The sequence below is a fragment of the Pantoea sp. PA1 genome (assembly GCF_056856975.1).
This window is the reverse complement of the sequence record NZ_JBXGEE010000007.1, coordinates 108,342-128,668: the sequence shown is the minus strand read 5'-3', so window position 1 is coordinate 128,668 and position 20,327 is coordinate 108,342. Positions and strand designations below refer to the sequence as shown.

Below are 20,327 nucleotides of genomic sequence, written 5' to 3'. Positions count from 1 at the left end.
CGGATCAGCAACTGACACCATTGCTTGCTGGCGATTCACATCTGAGTTCTTAGGGAAAGGGGAGAAGATGGCTGCGCTGACAGTCGCCGTGCTGGCAACGGCTGGATTTAGTCCGTTTCACTTTTCAGTGCCCTGCATGATGTTTGGGTCAGCTCTGCCGCAACAGGATCTCTTTCATCTGGAAATCTGTGCGGAGAGAGCAGGGCTGGTTATCTCAGAAAGGGGATTATCAGTGACGGTCGAGCAGGGGGTTGAGCTGTTTGACCGGGCAGATATCATTATCGTTCCCTACTGGCACAATCCGGCTGAAAAACCGGCTCAGGTGCTGCTTGATAAGCTGGTGGCCGCCTGGCAACGCGGTGCAGAAGTTGTTGGGCTATGTCTGGGTACCTATGTGCTGGCTTATGCCGGACTGCTCGATACGCATCAGGCTGTCACCCACTGGGAATTTGAACGTGATTTCAGCGAACGTTTCCCCCGGGTCCATCTCGACTGCAATGTTCTCTATACCCGGGATGAGAGGCTGATTACGTCGGCGGGTACCGCAGCAGGTATCGACTGCTGTCTCGATATTATCCGCCAGCATTATGGCAGTGCCATCGCTAACCGGGTCGCCAGGCGCATGGTGGTGCCGCCTTATCGGGAAGGGGGGCAGGCACAGTTTATTGAACGGCCAGTGCCCGATAACACGCGTGACTGCAGGATTAATGCACTGCTGGCCTCTCTGCGGCAGAATCTGCATCAGCCGCATGATCTTGATTCGCTTTCAGAGACGCTCAGTATGAGTCGTCGTTCGCTGACACGTCACTTTCACAAGGCGACGGGAATGTCACCGGGTGAGTGGCTGATGGCGGAGCGTCTGCAATGCAGCCAGCTGTTACTGGAAACCACCAGTAACAGCATTGAATCGGTGGCAGCGAAGGTGGGTTTTGAATCACCCGTCTCTTTTCGCCAGCGTTTCAAATCCCGGTTTGGTGTTTCGCCCAGCGAGTGGCGCCGGACATTCCGCGGCCCAAAGTCAGTGATAAAAGAGGAAAAAGCGCGGCGGGATGGGGCATGACCAGACCCTGGTCATGCCTGAATACCGCGATCGGCTGCACCATGCAACCAGCGTACGGCAGTACGTTCACCCTGATCAGATCAGGAAATCATCCAGCGACTGACCCTTATCAATGGCTGTTTTGATCACGCTGGGCGTCCGGCCCTGACCTGTCCAGAAGTGAACCTGGCCCTGATCATCGCTGTAACGGTATTTCGCCGGACGCTTCGCCCGTTTCTTTTTACCGGGAGCCGGGGTCGGGGTGCTGTTGACCAGCTCCGCCGGATCAATGCCTTCTTCCTGCAACAGCTCCTGGTAGAAGGCCAGTTTCTCCGCCTTCTCACGCGCCTCTGCTGCCCGCGCATTTTCCTCCTCACGACGCTCGTTCACCACGGCCTCTAATTTCTGATGTAACTCTTCCAGCGTGGCCACAGTCAGATGGCGTGCCTCGGCGCGAAGCGTGCGGATATTATTCAGGCTGTTCAGGTTCTTATTCATACAAAATTCTCAAATACTCAAGTTAATCAATAAAGTGCAAATTTTTCAGCGGGCAAGGGTAACACTGACCCACATGCCATTTGAAGTCTCTCTGTAGATTTATGCACTGCTTTTCCGGTTTTGGGTGTGTTGCCTGAGTTGACCCGACGTAATATAAAAGCGAAATCTGCTGATAAAATAGCGATTATCGCTATCGAAAGGGGATTGCGGGATTTACATTTTTGCCGGGGGATAACTGTGCTTAAATCAGTCAACAGGTTTTATTAAGGACAGGCATGAAGTTTCGCCGTAAAAATGATGAGACAGCGTCAGGGATTTCTCCCCTTCTCAGAAGCATTACGCTGTCAGGCGTATTGCTTGCTGTCCTGGTGATTGGATCCGATCTCTGGACGTTGCGTGAAGACTGGAACAACACCGTCAGGAAAGTTGAAGATACGGCGGTCAACCTGTCGCTGTCGCAGGCGCGCCAGGCGGACGATACATTTTTACAGACCGAACTCTCTTTGCGTGAATTACAGCGCGAGCTCGAAAAGCAGATTGCGACAAGCGGGGTGGATGGCCAGGGGCTGAGTGAGACGATGCGCCTGCTGCAGAGCCGTCTGCCTCAGCTTCACGGCCTGTTTTACTATGATGCGCACGGTAAGTGGATAGCAACTTCCATGAACCGTATCCCGCCTGATATTAATAATGCCGATCGCGAATATTTTGCTTATCACCGCTCCAGTCTGCGAAACACTCTGCATGTTGGCCCGGTGCTGCGCAGTCGCACCACGCATGAACTGGTGATTCCGGTGACGCTGCGTGTTAATGATGCCTATAATGGGTTTCGCGGCGTTTTACTGGCCACCATCAAAGTGGACTACTTCCGCCGTTTTTACAGCTACTACGAGCTCAGTGAAGGGGATGTACTGGTGCTGATGCTGGCAGACAGTACGGTGCTCTACGCCCGGCCAATGCCGGATAGCTACATCGGTAAAAACCTCTCGGTGAGTCCGCTTTTCCTGAAGATGCTGGCGAATGCCGACAAAGGCAGCGGTCAGTGGACCGCCGCGCTGGATGGTAAACAGCGCATCTTTGGTTTTGTCCGATCGCAGCGCTATCCGCTGGTGGTTGCCGCCGGGTATGACAAACGCGCCCTGTTTCAGCACTGGCTCAGAGGCTGGGTACAGGATCTGATACTGAGCCTGATCCTGCTGGCCGTTATCATCTTACTGGGTAACTTTGTACTGCGTCAGGCACGGCATACGCTGCGGTATCAGCGTGAGCTGACCCGACTGCGCGATGAGCTGACCGCAGCTAACCGCTCCCTGGAAAATCTGGCTCACAGCGATGGCCTGACTGGCGTGGCCAACCGGCGCTATTTTGATAAAATGCTGATGCAGAGCCTGCAGAAGGCGGCGCTCAGCGGCGAGCCTGTATCACTGATTCTGTTTGATATCGACTATTTCAAACGTTACAACGATACCTATGGCCATGTCGCCGGTGATGATTGTCTGAAAAAAGTCGCTGCCGTGCTGGCAGAGAAGACGCGGCGTAAAAATGAACTCACGGCACGCTACGGCGGAGAAGAGTTTGCGATTATTCTGCCGGATCAGCCGCTGTCAGCCGCGCTCCATCTTGCTGAAACCCTCATCGAAGCCGTTAATCAGCTTGATATTCCGCACCTCACTTCTGAACTGCCGCAAAAACATGTCACGCTGAGTGCTGGCTGTGCTGTAAGCCTGGCGGCTGACTCTCCGTCAGCGCCTCAGGCGTTGATAGCGCGCGCGGACGAGGCTCTGTATCGTGCAAAACGGGCAGGGCGAAACCAGGTTATGGGTGAAGAGCAGTAACGCGGAGGATCAGCCATTGAGGGAGCTAATGTGATGTCAGGAGGGTATGACAGACATGCACGACGGGGTTAGTTTCATCGCGTTTCGCTAAACAACAGAATGCAGAAAACCCGCCGGGCAACGCCGGGCGGGTTTTGATAAACGCCTGCCGGATTAAATCAGGAAATCGTCCAGCGATTTACCTTCATCAATGGCAGCTTTAATCGCAGAAGGGGTACGGCCCTGACCGGTCCACTGCTTAACTTCGCCATTTTCATCGGTGTACTGATATTTGGCAGGGCGGGGCGCACGCTTTTTCTTCTCTGTCGGCGCAGTCTGCATACCATTTAACAGCTCGTTAGGATCGATACCTTCCTGCAGCAGTAATTCGCGGTATTTTGCCAGTTTTTCTGCTTTTTCACGATTAGCCGCTTCTGAAGCCTGCGCTTCTTCACGACGCTCGCTAACGACAACGGAGAGTTTTTCCAGCATTTCTTCTAAAGCAGCAAGATCAAGTTCGCGAGCGTTAGCGCGAAGGGTACGGATATTATTCAAGCTATTGAGAGTGTCACTCATCAAAGTCACCATAGTCATGTTCAGATAATAAAATACAGAGCGGGTTCACGCTGATGCTTTTCGTCAGACCTGCTTTTTTAGGATGCTTGCCTTCGAAGAATCAAATACAGAACCTGGAGTTCAACACAGCCATATTAATCGCTTTCTGAGAGAGTTGAAACTCTATTTAGCGCATCAGCGTTAAACAAAAGTAAATTTATGCATTTTTACCCTTTTCTCACGTACGCTGTCAAAAAAAACCTGTCAGCCCTCATCGGATAATTCAGTCTGTTACCAGACTTGTTCGCCATTTTTCAAGCGAAGCCGTGTGCTCTCAGATTAGGTTCATGAGCAGAAAAAGATAAAATTATTTACACCGGGCGTCAGATAAACGGCGAATGCTTATCCTGTCAGGAAGGGATAAGCTGTGAAAACCCTTATTAAATAACGCCAGAGCGGTTAATTCCAGGCCGACTGGTTAGCCCGGAATTATTTGTAACGCACTGTATTTTATTGATTTTTTATTTGGATTGTCCTGGCGCTGTTAACATAATCAGGATGCGGATAGTTTACTAAACGTCGTGCCGTTTGGCTTTAATACGTTACGCGAATACGTGCTTAAACCGATGGACATAACTTAAGCGGAATCATGCGACGCTAATCCGTTCTTCAGAGAGTATTTACGGTTCTAATTACTCTGCGTACAGGCACAGACTGGACAACTAAGTGCATCAGGGGGCGCTAATGTCATCGTACGTAATATTATCTGACGGTATTATTGCACAGGATGCATTAAACGTGGCACATCATTGCTGTCTGAGGTGGGTGAGGAACTTATGATCAGCATCGTAAAAACATTGCAAAGCGCACAGGTATCGACAGCCTGTTGCATGACACCCTGCAAAATAGCGCCTCTGACTATCCGCTAACCTTAGCGGGCATTAACAGAGTCCGATGGTTGCCTGATGTAATTAATTTGCCTTTAAGAAGCGTACAGTTTAACGCTGTATATAACTGCCAGCGTACAGATGTCGATACCGGGTCAGGCTTTGATATGCCCGTCTCGCCAGATAATATGGTCAGATTTTACACGGTGATAAACAGCTGAGACCGTTCTGAGTCTGACGATGACATCATGGATCAGGTTATCCGGAAAACGTTGCGCTGTCGGGTTGAGCTACACTCAGAGAACAGAGGGGTTAACAGCAGCGTCAGGATTGATTAGGCGGGGGAGTAACGTGTTTAAGGGGAATAAAAAGTCATTACCGGTTCGTTACTGTCAAATGTGCAAAAAACCGATGAGCTGGCGGAAAAAATGGGAAAGATGCTGGGAGGAAGTGAAATATTGTTCTGAACGCTGCCGACGCGCGGCGCATGCACAGCGCAGGGATCAAACAGAGAACGATCCTCTGTAAAACGTTATAACGGTGAAACAGAACGGGCCAGAAGGCGTTCTCCCGGCCACGCCTGTCATCAGATCATCACTGCTGAACCTCAATCTGTTGCCAGCCCTGTCTGAACATACAATCTTTCACCAGGATTTCGCGCTGACTTTCGTTGGCGTCACTGGTGGAGTAGTCGGTATCCGTTGTTTTATGCTTGTCGTCGTGAGATGTGTATTTGCCACTGACAATGTTATCAGGCGGCAACTCACGCAGCGCCTGAGCCTGACACGCGGTTTCTGCCATCATCTCCTGCTGCTCAGAGGCATCAGGTTTAACCCATTTGTACTGAACGCATCCGGTCAGACAGAGAGTGAAGAAAAGTAACAGGAAAGGTTTCATCATCTGTTTCTCAGCGATTATTAAAAAGTCATACCGCTAACGACATACGTGGTTTTAACGCCGGCGGCTATAATTACTGGCCCAGTCTCCAGGCTATATCCCGTTCCTGCCTGAGCAACCTCAACATCATCTATCGTCTTTTTATCCACTGACTGTCCGGATAGATACTGCTGGAGGAGTGACCCTCTGCCTCAAGGGTGGTGAAGTGTTTACCCTGTTCTGCGTTGAGGCCTGTCGCCATTGCAGAGGAAGAGGTACACAGTGCTAAGCCAGGACCGCTCAAACGACATTCCATCGAACCTGTTTTCCGTGAAGTCAGAGGATGAGGTAACTCTGCTCAGTGCAGAAAAGGCCTATTTTTGTACAATTTCCTTAACATCATGCTGCTGGAGCTGATGCATATTTCCATCTGTATCTTTATAGGCAATCATGCCGGTCTCTTTGTCTTTAGCCGGCTTGCCTTTGGTGGTAATCATGTGACCATCCGTGGTTGAGATGATGTAACTCCCGGAGCAGGCAGCCAGTGACATGGCTGAGAGCATCATGGCAAGGATAATGGCACTTCTGTGGATAAAGGCTGAGGATTTCATAACCGTTCCCGTATATTGCTGTTTAAGACGATGCCGTATTATGTTTTCGCATTCTTAAACGACGTGATAACGGTAGGGCGTTCAAAAAATTTACGTGAATTAAATTGATCTGGATCATTTATAACAAGCTGAGCCCCCTCTCTTAACGGCAGCCTTATCCAGCCACTAAAAGCCGCTTTAGCTTCTGGCAGAACAATGACGCCAAAGAGCACACACGCTCATGTTTGGCGATATGCAAAGATGTCGCATCGGGATAAAGCCTCAATGTAATTACAGGTTACTATTGGATTTCAAATTAACCCTATATTTGCCACTCATCTGAGTGGCTCTTCTTTACATAAATCGCTGAGTCATTCAGGCGTTATAGCCGACGCCAGGGGAGGGTGTTTGCCGGATCAGGACGAATTGAATGATGTTACTTGCTTGACAGCCCGCGAGGAATTACGTTTTCAAAGACAATTCAGAGAGCAGGATATAGCATCCATAACAGCATCCTGGCACTTATACCGGATAATGAAAGCCACGACAGTCTGCGCCATAATGTGCAGGCGGAAAAGAAAGAGCAGATTATTTGTCATCAATCTTTATATTAGTTACAACAACCAATAAGAGCTGGCAGTATTATCCGAGCGAGCCTGCGCCCCGCTGCCCCTCTCTGGCAATTATCATCGAGCTGTTCTGAAACTCCGAGTGCCCTTTGACAAGCCGCCCCGCACGGCCCGGAGGGCCGTAACAGTTGTTTCTGTAGTATATGTATGATGTAACTAAATCCGCAGATGGATGTCAGATCAGATATAGCGGCAGATCAGTAAAGCCACTGCTTAACTTAAATAAAAGGTTCCTGAGGCGTCAGAAACCTTTTCCGGTATCACGCGGTCAGTTGATTCGCCCACTGCGCAGGCCGAATCAACTGACCTGAAAAGCAATAAAAAGACCGTTATTGAACCAGGTCACTTTCTCGCCCGCCTCGTTGAGCATCCATCCGGCTTCCCCCATAGACGAATTGTTCCAGCTTTTGTATTCAGTCGCGCTGGCCAGACCGATAGCATTAATACTTTTAGCGGTACGATTATAATTGAAGCAGCAATCTGAATTCAGGCCAGCGTCATTCCACATCCCAAGTAACTCTGCGTAGCCGATATCAGCACCGCTGACGCTTTTCGCTTCTGATATATTTAATAAGCGCATATTAACCCCCTTTACATTTAAGATACATTAAATAGGTATTGCGGCGTCATTTTATCAAAAAAGTCTTTTTTCACGCTGCTGGTCCAGCAGATTATCAGGCCAGAATAACGATTAAATTTTTTCAAAGAAAATAGCTAATCGAACTGCTTCGATTGACATTTTTGCAGGCACACGATATCCCCTTAAAAAAGTGAACTTGGTTTTATTGCAAGTTAAAAAGGTAAACAGAATGTGAGTAAGAAGAGCATGACGTTTTGAGCCGTGTGCCTTGGGTTTAAATAACGCCTGTTGTAACTCTTCATCGTTGCTCTTGCGCCTCTGGTAGTGAACATGTCCCTTTTTCGGAGTCAGGGCAGATGAAGACAAACTATACCCCTACACCTCATGACGCTATGTTCCGTCAATTTCTGACCCAGCCAGATGTTGCCCGTGATTTTATGGAAATTCATCTTCCGGCAGAGCTTCGTGAAATATGCGATCTCAGCACACTCACGCTGGAATCTGGTTCGTTTGTCGAGGATGACCTTCGCCAATATTTCAGCGACGTGCTTTACAGCCTTAAAACACGCGCTGGCGACGGTTACATTCATGTTCTGATTGAGCATCAGTCTACGCCCGACAAACATATGGCCTTCCGTCTGATGCGCTATGCGGTGGCGGCCATGCAGCGTCATCTGGAGGCGAAACATCCGACGCCCAATCCTTTGTTCGCGAACTGGCACAGCGTGTGCCGCAACACGGAGACGCACTCATGACCATCGCACAACAACTTGAGCAAAAAGGCATTGAGGAAGGGATTCAGATCGGCAGAGAGAAGGGCCATTCTGAAGGTGAACGCGACGCAACCCTGAAAATCGCGCGGACGATGCTGCAGAATGGCCTCGACCGCGATACCGTTATGAAGATGACCGGTCTGACCGATGAGGAACTGTCACAAATCCGCCACTGAGTTCGCCTCACCGTCCTGTTAATCCCGCTGAATTATCCCTTTTACAGCCTGTTGAACTGCCGTTGACCCTGACGGCCATTTTCCCCTGCCTGTCCGATGCCAGATCAAAAATCGAAACGCTTATCATTTGTAGAATAAATGCTTCTTACTCAGAGGCAGAACAGGGTATGGCAATTAACGCAGGCTGCTCCTACCGGATAGTGGGCTATCAGCCCTCGGTCAATTCTACCTGGCGTCAGAAATTACTGACGATGGGCATGCTGCCGGGCGCAGTGATTGAAATTATTCGTGTCGCCCCCCTGGGTGACCCGGTACAGATCTCAACCCGTCGTGTCACTCTGGCGGTGCGGCAGGGTGACCTGGACGCAATTATTCTGGAGGAGATCGTCTGATGAAAAAGATAACCATCGGGCTGATTGGTAATCCTAACACCGGTAAAACAACGCTGTTTAATCAGCTCACCGGCGCCCGCCAGCGGGTGGGGAACTGGGCGGGCGTCACAGTCGAGCGTAAAGAGGGACAGTTTTTCACCGCTCAGTCAGATATCCGGCTCGTCGATTTACCGGGAACCCGCTCGCTGACAACGCTGTCCGCTGAAAGCTCCATCGATGAGAGCATCGCCTGCCAGTACCTTTATCAGGAACATGCCGATGTCGTAATCAACGTCGTGGATGCCTCCCGTCTTGAAAGCAATCTGTTCCTGACGCTTCAGCTGCTGGAACTCGGGCTACCCTGCATTATTGCCCTCAATATGCAGGATATCGCTGCCAGCCAGAATATCACTATCGATACCGGGGCGCTGTCGGCCCGCCTGGGCTGTCCGGTCGTTTCACTGACCTCAACCCGGGGTGACGGCATTGCACAGCTTAAAGCGTTAATCGATGAACCGCAGGTTTATCGCGCACCGGAGCAGGTGTGCTACCCGGCAGCAATTGAATCGGCCATCGGGCAGCTATGTCAGCAGATGTCCGCCACAACAGCGCCACAGAAACGCCGCTGGCTGGCCTTACAGTTGCTGGAGGGTGATATCAACAGCCTGAAGCTTTGTCCGGAACTGGAAGCCCACTTACCAGAAATCACGCAGCAGGTGGGTGAAGAGGCGGGCGTACAGATTGCCGACTATCGTTATCGCGCCATTAATGCAATCTGTGCGGCCGTCAGTCATAGCGATCAGGCTGCGCCCGCGAATCTGACCAGCCGGATTGATCAGGTTGTGCTGAACCGCTGGCTGGGCATTCCGATATTTCTGGCGGTGATGTATGTGATGTTCGTACTCTCCATCAATATCGGCGCCGCCCTGCAGCCGCTTTTCGACAGCAGTTCGGTGGCAATATTCATTCATGGTGCACAATGGCTGGGTGCGGTCTGTCACTTCCCGGCCTGGCTGACGGTGTTTCTGGCGCAGGGGATCGGGGCTGGCATCAACACCGTGCTGCCGATTATTCCGCAGATTGGCCTGATGTTCCTGTTTCTCGCTTTTCTGGAAGACTCGGGCTACATGGCTCGCGCCGCCTTTGTGATGGATCGGTTGATGCAGTCACTGGGCCTGCCGGGCAAATCATTTGTGCCGCTGATTGTTGGCTTTGGCTGTAACGTGCCGTCAGTGATGGGGACACGCACGCTGGACACGCCGCGTGAGCGTCTGCTGACCGTGCTGATTGCACCCTTTATGTCATGCGGTGCGCGGCTGGCAATCTTTGCGGTTTTCGCTGCGGCATTTTTTCATGCGCACAGCTCCAGCCTGGTTTTCTCCCTCTATCTGCTGGGTATTGTCGTCGCGGTCGTGACCGGGCTGGTACTCAAGCATACCCTGCTGGGAGGTGAAGCCTCACCGTTTATCATGGAGCTGCCGGTCTATCACCGGCCCCATCTCAAAAGTCTGCTGCTGCAGACGTGGCAACGGCTGAAAATGTTTGTGGTGCGGGCCGGGCAGGTCATCATCCTGGTGAGCATGCTGATTGGTGTACTGAGCAGTTTTGCATTCAATGGCCAGCTGGTGAATGACATTAACCACTCCGCACTGGCTGCGACCAGTAAAGCGATTACGCCGGCGCTGCTGCCGATGGGTGTCACACAGGATAACTGGCAGGCCACCGTCGGATTGGTGAGCGGTATTATGGCGAAAGAGGTGGTAGTGGGAACACTCAACAGTCTTTACACCACCGAGGCGATTCAGAGCAGCCCGTTCGATCCGCAGGCTTTTGACCTGGGAGGAGAGTTAAGAGAGGCGCTGACTGACACCTGGGCTGGTTTAGCGGCTGCGTTCAGGATTGATGCACTGGCGCATCCCATTGAAGCCAGTAAAGGTGATGGCGAGATGGCCTCCGGCCCGATGAATGTGATGTCGGATAAATTTGGCAGCGGCTTTGCCGCCTATAGCTATTTGATCTTTGTACTGCTTTACGTCCCCTGCGTTTCCGTCATGGGGGCGATTGCACGCGAAGCAGGCAAAAAATGGATGATGTTCTCCTTTTTCTGGGGACTGAACATCGCCTACACCACGGCAACGCTCTTTTATCAGGCGGTCACGTTTGCCCGTCATCCCGCATTCAGCGCGATCTGCATCTTATGTGTCGTGGTGCTGAATGTCATCATTCTGCTGGCACTGCGCAAAGCAGGGAACCGTGTGCAGAACATCCCCATCATGTTCAGGGAGGAGAAAAGACGCTGTCAGGGCTGCCACGGCAATTGTGATAAGCAGGGCGGATATGCCTGACCCGATCAACCGGAGATAGCGTCAGTTAATGACCAGGGGCAAGGCCGGAGATCTGAATATAATGGCGGCGACGCGTCAGGAAACGGCGAAACCGCCTGTTAATCAGTGAGATGGTTCAGGAATAAAGCCCGAAAAGTGCTGTCCCGTACCGGTTTACTCACAGGCTGTCCACTTTTTCTGTGGATAACTTCATCCGCCGAAGACGCTGAGCGCGTTTTTATGTCAGCGTTAATCAGGCAACGCGCCGTCAGCATGCTGTTCCATAAACTCCACCATGGCCCCTTTATGGGCTTCGACATGACGGATATAGCGCATCAGCGTCTCCGGCTTTTTCCAGGTGCCTTCCTGCATGATTCTGGCTATGGGGTAGCCTTTGTCTGCCATATCCTGTGCGGCGCCGACCCTTGCACTGTGGCCACTCCAGCCGGTATAGCGATTTTTATTGGCTTTCACGCCTCCGGTTTTTCCGACGCAGCGCCAGGCGCGTTCGAAAATCTGCTCCAGAGCCCGGGTGCTCATAGGTTTTTCGGCTGGGAGGGAACGTCCCGAGCGGTGAACGGCGGTAAACAGATAGGCATCGGGCTGGCCGGAAAGCCCGGACGCATTCAGCCACTCTTCCAGCCGCTGGGTGGAATGCGTACTGAGGGCTTTAATTAATCCACCGGTCTGTACAACGGTTTTGGTCCAGGCCACGTCCAGAATGATACGTCCATCACCGGCACGCATCACATCGCGCACCCGTAACCGCGACAGTTCACTGATACGCAGCAGCGTTGCGTATGCAACGTGCAGAAAGGCCAGATCGCGTCGCGCCTGGAGGCTGTCAGCACCTGACCACTGCCTGTCCAGCGCCAGCAGATCGCTCAGCCTGAAGGGCACAGCCTGTCCCGCCCGCTCGCCACTCATCACCGCCACCCTGTTTATTTTCTTCATCGCACGAAAAACCTGCGGCGAGGTGTTGGGCACGGGCAGACCTGCGTTACGGTGTAACATCGAAATCAGAGCCGCATGTGACGTGACGGTGGAGGAAGCCCGCCCGCTTTCAGCCAGGAAAGTAAGATAGTCGCGCAAATCGTCAGCGCTCATCGGCAGGAAGCTGCGCTGATTTTCTTCCGACCACTGATTGCAGATCCGCATCACGCTCAGAAGCTGTCGCCACGTGTTAGGCGAAAAGGCCTCTTTGTCCTGCACAAATTGTCTGAGGCGTTCAGCGATATCCCCGCTCCGGTTCATCTGCAGTTCAGTTAACGGCACTAACTCTGTCATTTTTGCTCACTGATTGACCGAAAACGGCGTTGATCGCGCTACGTGAATTCTGAGAAAAAAGCAGGGGGTGAACCGGCCAGAATTTGCGTAGCGCTGCCATTTTATAAAGTGGTTTTGACTGTCTGTCATCATAACCCGGCGCATCCATACTGTCATGACTTCGTATAAGAATAATTATACGAAGCCAGACAGATGACCCACTTTTTCATCATGAGGCAACGACGGCCGCAAGGCATCCGCTAACGTTCGCGAAGATACCGACACCGGATGGAAAGTGACAGGAAAGAGGATCAGGAATGAAATTCAGAAATCGCGCCAGAGGTTTATCCGAATTTAAGCGGGAAGGCAGCGAAGCTGATGGTTTATGTTTAACTCAGAACCATCAATGTCCGGTCGTGAAGTAATTAGCCATCTGGCGCTGATTAAAAAACTGCAACGCTATATTTCCCTCCGCTTTAAATATCACCCGAAACGCTGCGGACACGTTATCTGCGCCCCCTGCTTTACTCCTGAAAAATGCGCTTTAACGCCGTTAACAATCCGATGAGGAGAATATGAAATCAGTATATAAATCTAAATAATCGCATATCAGAGATTTAAGTTCCATGCAGAGCAGGGCGTAAGGTATCGTTACGTCATAATAGCAGAGCACTGACAGACAGGCTTAACAAAAGAATAACTAAATCCGGCTGCTTTTTATTCATTACGGCATCAGAAACTAATTACATCCTTTACATTTCAGATTCACGATTCCTTATTTTAACCCGTATTTACCGGTGTTTTCTCAGAGATCAGAGAGGGGGCCACCCTAAGCCAGGATGAGTTAATGGAGACTATTTCATGAAAAAAACATTATTATCATTATGCCTGACAGGTCTGCTTTGTGCGCCCGCCATTACGCTGGCACAGCAGCCGGAAACCTGCATTAAAGCCTCTGAACAGGATGTCGCCAGCCTGTTCGACAAGTGGAATGACACGCTGGCAACCGGCGATGCGACTAAAGTTTCGCAACTCTATGTCAGTGATGCAGTATTACTGCCCACCATCTCCAATCAGGTCAGACTCACCGATCAGGAACGGATTGATTATTTCAAAGACTTTCTGAAAAAAGGGCCGCGCGGTAAAATTGACTCCCGCACCATCAGAACCGGCTGTAATAAAGCGATTGATGCCGGCGTCTATACCTTTACATTTAAAGATAACACGCAGGTAACCGCGCGCTATACCTTTACCTACGTCTGGGATGGAAAAGGCTGGAAAATTTCGACCCATCACTCCTCGGCCATGCCGGAGTCGGCAAGCAAATAATCCCTGCGCATCGTCACCCTGAAATTAAAACCAGCCTCTGAAGCTGGTTTTAATTTTATATAAACCGACAGTTTCACTTCTGCAGAACCAGCCATATATGCATTTAAAATGCAAAGCTGTAATATGAATTAGCTTTGCGTATATTGTAATAACCGTGCTATTTACTTCGTTCTGACCAGCTGCCTATTATCGCTTTCAACGTTTATTAATGTGATGCACTCAATATCAGCCTGCCTGATTTGAAGTCTCGCTCTTTTACCGGAAGCGCCATGAATCTTATTTCCGATCCACCCGAAACCTTTCAGGCGGCTGTCATAACCTGTCGAAAACAGGCCATTCAGGCCGCACATGCGCTGGCTGAACAGGCGAAACCGGGTGCTGTTGCCCGGGATCAGCAGCGGCTCTATCCCCGTGAACTGCTCAGTCAGTTTACCCGGCTTGGACTGGGCAGCATCAGCGTGCCGCGCCGCTTTGGCGGTGGCGGGCTGGATTTCGGGACCGTGGCGGAGATATTTCGCATCATCTCGGCCAGCGATCCCTCCCTGGGCCAGATCCCGCAGAATCACTTTGGCCTGATCCAGTTCATTCTTGGCGAAGGCGAACCGTCACAGCAGGAAAAATGGCTGCAGGCGGTGGTCAGTGGCAAGCGACTGGGCAATGGTGGCCCTGAAAAGAACACCCGACATACGCGCGACATCCAGGCCCGACTGGTGCGTGAGGGTCAGACATCGCGTCTGAGCGGGGAGAAGTTCTACTCAACCGGCGCATTGTTCGCGGATATCCTGGTCACGACCGCACTGCAGGAGGACGACAAGCCGGCCATGGCTTTTATCCCGCTGCCTGCCGAAGGGGTGGAGATCGTGGATGACTGGTCAGGGATGGGTCAGCGTACCACCGCCAGCGGAACGGTAAGGCTTGATCGGGTCATCGTCGGGCCTGACGCAATCATTCCCCTGCCATCGTCAGACAAACCGACCCTGCGAGGTGCGGTGTCACAGCTGATTCAGGCAGCGATTGATGCCGGTATCGCGCAGGGCGCGCTGGACGATGCGCTGGAGTTTGTCCGCCATCACTCACGTCCCTGGGTGGATGCAGGCGTCGCTCGCAACGCTGATGACCCCTATATCCTGGCTGACATCGGGCGCATCAGTACCGAACTGAGTGCCGCGAATGCCCTGCTGCGACGGGCGGCCCGGGTCCTTGATTCGCTGGCCTCGCAGCCTCTGACGGCGGAAAACAGCGCCGCCGCCTCAATTGCCGTGGCGGAAGCCAAGGTGCTGACCACCGATATCGCGCTGCGTGCCAGCGAAAAGCTGCTGGAATGGGGTGGAAGCCGCGCGACGCTGCTGCAGCATGGACTCGACCGCCACTGGCGCAATGCCCGCACCCACACGCTGCATGACCCGGTGCGCTGGAAAACCCACGCCATTGGCAATTACTACCTCAATGCGATCTACCCTGCGCGCCATGCGTGGATTTAAGGAGAAAGAATGAGTCAGGTTCAGCCGAAACAGCCCGCCGACCGCCTCCGCAGTGAGCAACAGGCGCTGGACGTGGCCGCGCAACTGGCGCAGGCGTTCCGTGCGGGTGCCGCCGAGCGGGATCGCGAACGTGAACTGCCCTATGCCCCCTTGCAGAGACTGTTTCAGTCAGGCCTGGGGGCGATCACCGTACCAAAGGCGTATGGCGGCATTGCAGTTTCAACCGCCACGCTCGCCTCTGTTATCACCCTGCTCAGTGAGGCCGATGCGGCGATAGGGCAGGTTCCGCAGAATCACTTCTATGCACTGGAAGTCCTGCGCCTCAACGGCAGTGAATCACAAAAGCAACGCTTTTATGGCGAGGTACTGGCTGGCGTCCATCTGGGAAATGCACTGGCGGAATTTGCCTCCCGCGCGGCACATCAGCGCACCACACAGATCCGCGATAATGTCCTTAACGGCACTAAATTTTACGCCACCGGTGCGCTGTTTGCCGATCGCATTCCCACGGCGGCGCGCGACGAAGACGAGAAAGAGCAGCTGGTATTTGTGCCCCGACATCAGGCAGGCGTGACGGTTATTGATGACTGGAGTGGCTTCGGCCAGCGCACCACCGGCAGCGGCAGCGTCCTGTTTGAGAACGTCAGGGTAGAGGCAGACGATGTGGTGCCGTTTCAGACCGCATTTGAGCGGCCGACCTCGCTGGGCCCTTTTGCACAGATCCTGCATGCCGCGATCGATCAGGGCATCGCTCAGGCGGCGTTTTATGACATGCTCGACTTTCTGCGTCAGCGTGCCCGGCCGTGGCCAGACAGCGGCGTGACCCGCGCCTGTGAGGACCCCTTAACGCTCGATCGCACCGGGCGTCTGGCGGCACGGTTGCGGGCCGGCGAAGCGCTCATCGCGGAGGCGGGTGCAGCCATCGACGTTGCGCAACAACAGCCTGATGCTGATACGGTGGCGCAGGCTTCAATAGAGGTGGCGAAGGCACGCGCCTGGACCACAGAGGTGGCACTGGAGGCCGCTAACCTGCTGTTTGAACTCGGCGGCACACGAGCCAGCCTGCGTGAATATCATCTCGACCGCCACTGGCGCAATGCGCGGACTCACACCCTGCACGATCCGGTGCGCTGGAAATATCCCGCTATAGGCAACTTCCTGCTCAATGGCGTACTGCCACCGCGCCGGGGTACGCTATGAGTCAGAAACAGGTTCTGCTCAACGCCTTCAACATGAATTGTGTCGGGCACATTCATCACGGCATGTGGACACATCCTCAGGATCACTCCACCGAATTCAATAGCCTGAGTTACTGGACCGATCTGGCACGCCTGCTGGAGCGCGGGCTGTTCGACGGACTGTTTATCGCGGATATCCTGGGCGTCTATGACGTTTATCAGCAGGGTATCGGGCTGACGGCGAGCGAGTCGATTCAGCTGCCGGTCAACGATCCGCTGATGCTGGTTTCAGCCATGGCGGGCGTCACACAGCATCTCGGTTTTGCGGTGACCGCCAACCTCAGCTATGAAGCACCGTTTCCCTTTGCCCGTCGTCTCTCGACGCTCGACCACCTTACGCAGGGGCGGATTGGCTGGAACATCGTCACCGGCTACCTGGACAGTGCCGCACGGGCGATGGGTAACAAACAGCTGCTGGCGCATGACCAGCGTTACGCTCAGGCGGATGAGTTTCTCGACATCAGCTATCAGCTCTGGGAAGGCAGCTGGCAGGATGATGCCCTCGTCGTCGACCGCCAGCGTCGTCTTTATGCCGATGCCAGCAAAATTCATCCGATCAGACATCAGGGGGAATTTTATCAGGTCGAGGGATATCACCTCAGCAGTCCGTCACCTCAGCGCACGCCGCTGCTGTTCCAGGCCGGCACCTCTGCCCGGGGTATTCAGTTTGCGGCGCGTCATGCCGAGTGCACCTTCGTCAATGCCGCGACACCCGCGGCAATGCGTCAGCAGACGCAGCGGCTGCGTGAAGCGGCGACCGCAGCGGGCCGTCGTGCAGAGGACCTGCGTATTTTCATGGGAGTCGGTGTGATTGTGGCTCCGACCGAGCGGGAAGCGCAGGAGAAGCACCGCAGCTATCTCGAATATGCCAGCCCGGAGGCGGGTATCGCCCATTTTTCCAGCTCGATTGGCCTCGATCTGGCAGCTTTCGGTCCCGATGAGCCCATCATCAGCGGTGAAACTCGCGCAATAGAGTCGGTCAGTCAGGCGTACAGCGGCTGGACCCGCCGTCGCCTGCTGGAGCAGCACGCCATGGGCAGTCGTTATCCCCTGATTATCGGCAATCCCGCGCAGGTTGCGGAGGCGCTGCTGCAGTGGATGGATGAGGGAGATATCGACGGCTTCAACCTGACCCGCATTCTTAACCCGCAAAGTTACCGTGATTTTATCGAGTTAGTCGTGCCGGAATTACAACAGCGCGGTCGCTACAAAACGGCTTATCAGCCCGGATCACTGCGCAACAAACTCTTTCAGCAGGATCGCCTGCCCGATCGCCACCCGGCGGCGCAGTGGCGTCATGCCACCAGCCGTCGTTGATCCGCTTAACCTCAAGGAATCATCATGACACGTACAAACAGATTACGCGCCACGCTGGGCGGCTTGCTGCTGACACTCTCTGCCGTCGCCGCTGCGGACTATTCCGGTCCGCTCAAAGTGGGCACAACCGCGGCTTTTGCCCCGCCGCTGGAGACGGCAGTGGCGGAAGCGAAAAAGCAGGGACTGGCGGTTGAACTTGTTGAATTTACCGACTGGACTGCGCCCAACGTCAGCGTGGAGAATGGCGATATCGACGTTAACCTGTTCCAGCATAAGCCTTTTCTGGAGAACGCTAATCAGTCAGGAGGGTTCCATCTGGTCGCTTATGCGCCTGCTATCATCAACAATATCGGGCTTTACTCTAAAAAGCACAACGCCATTGACCAGGTGCCGGAAGGGGGCACCGTCGCCATCGCCAACGATCCAATCAACGGCGCGCGTGGATTACTCCTGCTGCAGAAGGCGGGGCTGATTACCCTTAAACCGGGCGCCGGACTGAAATCCACGGTCGATGATATCGTCAGCAATCCTAAGAAGCTGAAAATCATTGAGGTTGAAGCGGTACAGCTCTCACGGTCGCTGGAAGAGGTCGACCTGGCGCAGGGGTATCCGCACTATCTGCGTCTGGCGAAAACCATCGATCCGAATCACGCGCTGCTGTTCGACGGGCTGGAACATCCGGAATATGTTATTCAGTTTGTGATTCGGGAGGGGCACCAGGACGATCCGCGCCTGGCAAAATTTGTCGATATCTATCAGCATTCGCCAGTGGTACGCGCCAGCCTCGACAGCTTCTACGGCAAACTCTATCAGCCGGGCTGGAGTCAGTAACGATGGTCAGCCTGATCATTCCTGACGCGACGGCGTTGCCCCATGCCGCCGCCGCAATCCGCGCCCCCGCTGCTGCTCACGTCAGGCTGGAAGCGGTCAGTAAACGCTATTCCGGTCAGACGGCCGATGCGCTGCATCACATTAATCTGGAGATCCAGCGCGGTGAGATTTTCGGCATCATCGGCCGCAGCGGCGCAGGTAAATCCACGCTTATCCGCTGCCTGAATCGCCTGGAAGATCCCACCGGTGGACGCATCGTCATCGACGGCACCGACATCAGCGCGCTGGGCGCGCGGCAGCTGGTCGAATGGCGGCGCAGCACGGGCATGATCTTTCAGCACTTCAATCTGCTCTCCGCCAAAACCGTCAGACAGAATATTGAGCTGCCGCTCAGGGTCGCCGGCGTGCCGGCGGCGGCGCGGGCGCGAAAGGTGGATGAACTGCTGGCGCTGGTCGGGCTGGAAGCGCGGCAACACGCCTGGCCTGCACAGCTCTCCGGGGGGCAGAAGCAGCGCGTCGGTATTGCCCGTGCGCTGGTGCACGACCCGGAACTGCTGCTGTGCGATGAAGCCACCTCAGCACTCGATCCCGAGACCACGCGTGCGATTCTGGCGCTGCTGAAAAAGATTAATCAGCAGCGTCATATCACCATTGTGCTGATCACCCACGAGATGGATGTGGTGCATGACCTTTGCCACAACGTGGCGGTCATCGATCAGGGGGAAATCATCGAACGCGGCCCGGTCTGGCAGGTCTATAGCGACCCGCAGCAGGAAAGCACGCGTCAGCTGCTCAATCCCGGTCATCAGACGCTGCCCGAATCCGTTGCCGCCCGCCTGAGTGATCACCGGCTGCATCAGGATGCGCGGCTGTTAGTGCGTTTGCGCTACACCGGACAGGGTGCCCGGCCCGACATCGGCGCGCTGGGCGCGCGGGTGCCGGGGGAAATCACGCTGATCCACAGCGCGATTGAGTGGGTGGAACAGAAACCGGTGGGGCAGCTGCTGGTGCTGCTGGATGCACAGCATGAGGCGCAATCCGTCACCGCTCAACTGGCGCACATTGCCGATCGACTGGAGGTAGTGGGTTATGTCACAGGCTATTGATCGTTTGTGGACCGCGTTACTGGACACCCTGCTGATGGTTGGCGTCTCCTCTGCGCTGGCTCTGGCGCTGGGGTTGCCGATGGCGGTGATTCTGGTGGTCAGCGGACGGGGCGATCTCTTTCCCAGTCCGGCACTCAATCGGGTGCTGGGCTGGATAGTGAATCTCTTCCGCTCCATACCCTTTCTGATTCTGATGGTGGCGTTAATCCCCTTTACCCGCTGGATCGTCGGGACGACCTACGGCGTCTGGGCGGCCGTTGTGCCGCTGACCCTGGCGGCAACCCCGTTCTTTGCCCGCATTGCGGAGGTCAGCCTGCGGGAAGTGGATAAAGGGCTGACCGAAGCGGCGCAGGCGATGGGTTTTCATCGCTGGCACATTATCTGGCATGTGCTGCTGCCGGAGGCGCGCCCTGGCATCGTCAGCGGTTTCACCATTACGCTGGTCACCATGATCAACGCCTCAGCCATGGCGGGTGCCATCGGTGCCGGGGGATTAGGGGATCTGGCCTATCGTTATGGTTACCAGCGCTTTGACATGCAGGTCATGGTGACGGTCATTGTGGTGCTGGTCACACTGGTCACGCTGCTTCAGGTATGCGGTGACCGGCTGTCGCGTCGTCTGAATCATCGCTGAGCGGTTAAGGCCGGGA

General features: G+C 54.0%; 18 protein-coding genes and 1 pseudogene. 13 read left to right on the top strand and 6 right to left on the bottom strand.

The annotated features are described in order from the left end of the window. Positions 1–67: 67 nt before the first annotated feature. Positions 68–1,060, top strand: coding sequence for a GlxA family transcriptional regulator (locus AC1V0D_RS20275; protein ID WP_482907965.1), 993 nt, complete (start codon positions 68–70; stop codon positions 1,058–1,060). 75 nt (positions 1,061–1,135) lie between these two features. Here AC1V0D_RS20275 and AC1V0D_RS20270 read toward each other — a convergent pair whose 3' ends face one another. Further along, positions 1,136–1,537: an H-NS family histone-like protein gene (locus tag AC1V0D_RS20270; RefSeq protein WP_140029906.1), complete on the bottom strand. Its 402-nt coding sequence runs from the start codon at positions 1,535–1,537 to the stop codon at positions 1,136–1,138. A 275-nt stretch (positions 1,538–1,812) separates the two neighbouring features. Between AC1V0D_RS20270 and AC1V0D_RS20265 the strand changes: the two genes are divergently transcribed. Beyond that, complete coding sequence (locus tag AC1V0D_RS20265) at positions 1,813–3,369, top strand: sensor domain-containing diguanylate cyclase (protein ID WP_312828824.1); 1,557 nt, start codon at positions 1,813–1,815, stop codon at positions 3,367–3,369. A gap of 153 nt (positions 3,370–3,522) precedes the next feature. Here AC1V0D_RS20265 and AC1V0D_RS20260 read toward each other — a convergent pair whose 3' ends face one another. Continuing rightward, the gene (locus tag AC1V0D_RS20260; RefSeq protein WP_009093130.1) at positions 3,523–3,924 is read right to left on the bottom strand and encodes an H-NS family histone-like protein; all 402 of its coding nucleotides are present in this window, start codon (positions 3,922–3,924) and stop codon (positions 3,523–3,525) included. A 1,217-nt stretch (positions 3,925–5,141) separates the two neighbouring features. On the opposite strand from AC1V0D_RS20260, the gene AC1V0D_RS20255 reads away from it, so the two are divergent. Continuing rightward, positions 5,142–5,318, top strand: a complete 177-nt coding sequence (locus AC1V0D_RS20255; protein ID WP_009093131.1) for a DUF2256 domain-containing protein — start codon at positions 5,142–5,144, stop codon at positions 5,316–5,318. Positions 5,319–5,384: 66 nt separating this feature from the next. On the opposite strand, the gene AC1V0D_RS20250 is transcribed toward AC1V0D_RS20255, so the two are convergent. The 3 genes from AC1V0D_RS20250 to AC1V0D_RS20240 all read right to left on the bottom strand — a co-directional run bounded on the left by AC1V0D_RS20250 (position 5,385) and on the right by AC1V0D_RS20240 (position 7,465). Then, the gene (locus AC1V0D_RS20250) at positions 5,385–5,690 is read right to left on the bottom strand and encodes a hypothetical protein (protein ID WP_033736866.1); all 306 of its coding nucleotides are present in this window, start codon (positions 5,688–5,690) and stop codon (positions 5,385–5,387) included. A 350-nt stretch (positions 5,691–6,040) separates the two neighbouring features. Further along, positions 6,041–6,277 (bottom strand): YgdI/YgdR family lipoprotein, encoded by a 237-nt coding sequence (locus tag AC1V0D_RS20245; protein WP_009093133.1) that lies wholly within the window; start codon positions 6,275–6,277, stop codon positions 6,041–6,043. Between the two features lie 906 nt (positions 6,278–7,183). Next, positions 7,184–7,465: a hypothetical protein gene (locus AC1V0D_RS20240; protein ID WP_154929224.1), complete on the bottom strand. Its 282-nt coding sequence runs from the start codon at positions 7,463–7,465 to the stop codon at positions 7,184–7,186. A 356-nt stretch (positions 7,466–7,821) separates the two neighbouring features. Between AC1V0D_RS20240 and AC1V0D_RS20235 the strand changes: the two are divergent. From AC1V0D_RS20235 to feoB, 3 genes and pseudogenes are all read left to right on the top strand, one after another. Beyond that, positions 7,822–8,414, top strand: a pseudogene (locus AC1V0D_RS20235) (Rpn family recombination-promoting nuclease/putative transposase). Between the two features lie 167 nt (positions 8,415–8,581). After that, a complete protein-coding gene (locus AC1V0D_RS20230) occupies positions 8,582–8,806 on the top strand; it encodes a FeoA domain-containing protein (protein ID WP_325937530.1) in 225 nt (74 codons plus the stop codon). Next, a complete protein-coding gene (gene feoB / locus AC1V0D_RS20225; protein WP_482907964.1) occupies positions 8,806–11,130 on the top strand; it encodes a Fe(2+) transporter permease subunit FeoB in 2,325 nt (774 codons plus the stop codon). Before AC1V0D_RS20230 ends, feoB begins: the two co-directional genes overlap by 1 nt. 228 nt (positions 11,131–11,358) lie before the next feature. On the opposite strand, the gene AC1V0D_RS20220 is transcribed toward feoB, so the two are convergent. Beyond that, a complete protein-coding gene (locus AC1V0D_RS20220; RefSeq protein WP_482907963.1) occupies positions 11,359–12,396 on the bottom strand; it encodes a tyrosine-type recombinase/integrase in 1,038 nt (345 codons plus the stop codon). A gap of 840 nt (positions 12,397–13,236) precedes the next feature. Between AC1V0D_RS20220 and AC1V0D_RS20215 the strand changes: the two genes are divergently transcribed. The 7 genes from AC1V0D_RS20215 to AC1V0D_RS20185 all read left to right on the top strand — a co-directional run bounded on the left by AC1V0D_RS20215 (position 13,237) and on the right by AC1V0D_RS20185 (position 20,311). Further along, entirely contained in the window at positions 13,237–13,704 is a 468-nt protein-coding gene (locus tag AC1V0D_RS20215) for an SgcJ/EcaC family oxidoreductase (protein ID WP_154929220.1), read from the top strand. Between the two features lie 269 nt (positions 13,705–13,973). After that, on the top strand, positions 13,974–15,185 hold the full coding sequence (locus AC1V0D_RS20210; RefSeq protein ID WP_265139320.1) for an SfnB family sulfur acquisition oxidoreductase: 1,212 nt from the start codon (positions 13,974–13,976) through the stop codon (positions 15,183–15,185). 9 nt (positions 15,186–15,194) lie between these two features. After that, positions 15,195–16,385: an SfnB family sulfur acquisition oxidoreductase gene (locus AC1V0D_RS20205; protein ID WP_482907962.1), complete on the top strand. Its 1,191-nt coding sequence runs from the start codon at positions 15,195–15,197 to the stop codon at positions 16,383–16,385. Continuing rightward, positions 16,382–17,740 (top strand): LLM class flavin-dependent oxidoreductase, encoded by a 1,359-nt coding sequence (locus AC1V0D_RS20200; RefSeq protein ID WP_482907961.1) that lies wholly within the window; start codon positions 16,382–16,384, stop codon positions 17,738–17,740. Before AC1V0D_RS20205 ends, AC1V0D_RS20200 begins: the two co-directional genes overlap by 4 nt. 24 nt (positions 17,741–17,764) lie before the next feature. Further along, on the top strand, positions 17,765–18,571 hold the full coding sequence (locus tag AC1V0D_RS20195) for a MetQ/NlpA family ABC transporter substrate-binding protein (RefSeq protein ID WP_267372713.1): 807 nt from the start codon (positions 17,765–17,767) through the stop codon (positions 18,569–18,571). A 2-nt stretch (positions 18,572–18,573) separates the two neighbouring features. Then, on the top strand, positions 18,574–19,677 hold the full coding sequence (locus AC1V0D_RS20190; protein WP_482907960.1) for a methionine ABC transporter ATP-binding protein: 1,104 nt from the start codon (positions 18,574–18,576) through the stop codon (positions 19,675–19,677). Further along, positions 19,661–20,311: a methionine ABC transporter permease gene (locus tag AC1V0D_RS20185; RefSeq protein ID WP_482907959.1), complete on the top strand. Its 651-nt coding sequence runs from the start codon at positions 19,661–19,663 to the stop codon at positions 20,309–20,311. The genes AC1V0D_RS20190 and AC1V0D_RS20185 overlap by 17 nt, the downstream gene beginning before the upstream one ends. Positions 20,312–20,327: the final 16 nt, after the last annotated feature.

Excerpts from the sequence above, each read along its gene's own strand:
- AC1V0D_RS20260 (WP_009093130.1), bottom strand. The coding sequence starts at position 3,924 with ATGAGTGACACTCTCAATAGCTTGAATAATATCCGTACCCTTCGCGCT.
- AC1V0D_RS20250 (WP_033736866.1), bottom strand. The coding sequence starts at position 5,690 with ATGATGAAACCTTTCCTGTTACTTTTCTTCACTCTCTGTCTGACCGGA.
- feoB (WP_482907964.1), top strand. The coding sequence starts at position 8,806 with ATGAAAAAGATAACCATCGGGCTGATTGGTAATCCTAACACCGGTAAA.
- AC1V0D_RS20245 (WP_009093133.1), bottom strand. The coding sequence starts at position 6,277 with ATGAAATCCTCAGCCTTTATCCACAGAAGTGCCATTATCCTTGCCATG.
- AC1V0D_RS20215 (WP_154929220.1), top strand. The coding sequence starts at position 13,237 with ATGAAAAAAACATTATTATCATTATGCCTGACAGGTCTGCTTTGTGCG.
- AC1V0D_RS20240 (WP_154929224.1), bottom strand. The coding sequence starts at position 7,465 with ATGCGCTTATTAAATATATCAGAAGCGAAAAGCGTCAGCGGTGCTGAT.
- AC1V0D_RS20190 (WP_482907960.1), top strand. The coding sequence starts at position 18,574 with ATGGTCAGCCTGATCATTCCTGACGCGACGGCGTTGCCCCATGCCGCC.
- AC1V0D_RS20270 (WP_140029906.1), bottom strand. The coding sequence starts at position 1,537 with ATGAATAAGAACCTGAACAGCCTGAATAATATCCGCACGCTTCGCGCC.
- AC1V0D_RS20230 (WP_325937530.1), top strand. The coding sequence starts at position 8,582 with ATGGCAATTAACGCAGGCTGCTCCTACCGGATAGTGGGCTATCAGCCC.
- AC1V0D_RS20185 (WP_482907959.1), top strand. The coding sequence starts at position 19,661 with ATGTCACAGGCTATTGATCGTTTGTGGACCGCGTTACTGGACACCCTG.
- AC1V0D_RS20200 (WP_482907961.1), top strand. The coding sequence starts at position 16,382 with ATGAGTCAGAAACAGGTTCTGCTCAACGCCTTCAACATGAATTGTGTC.
- AC1V0D_RS20265 (WP_312828824.1), top strand. The coding sequence starts at position 1,813 with ATGAAGTTTCGCCGTAAAAATGATGAGACAGCGTCAGGGATTTCTCCC.
- AC1V0D_RS20205 (WP_482907962.1), top strand. The coding sequence starts at position 15,195 with ATGAGTCAGGTTCAGCCGAAACAGCCCGCCGACCGCCTCCGCAGTGAG.
- AC1V0D_RS20195 (WP_267372713.1), top strand. The coding sequence starts at position 17,765 with ATGACACGTACAAACAGATTACGCGCCACGCTGGGCGGCTTGCTGCTG.
- AC1V0D_RS20220 (WP_482907963.1), bottom strand. The coding sequence starts at position 12,396 with ATGACAGAGTTAGTGCCGTTAACTGAACTGCAGATGAACCGGAGCGGG.
- AC1V0D_RS20210 (WP_265139320.1), top strand. The coding sequence starts at position 13,974 with ATGAATCTTATTTCCGATCCACCCGAAACCTTTCAGGCGGCTGTCATA.
- AC1V0D_RS20275 (WP_482907965.1), top strand. The coding sequence starts at position 68 with ATGGCTGCGCTGACAGTCGCCGTGCTGGCAACGGCTGGATTTAGTCCG.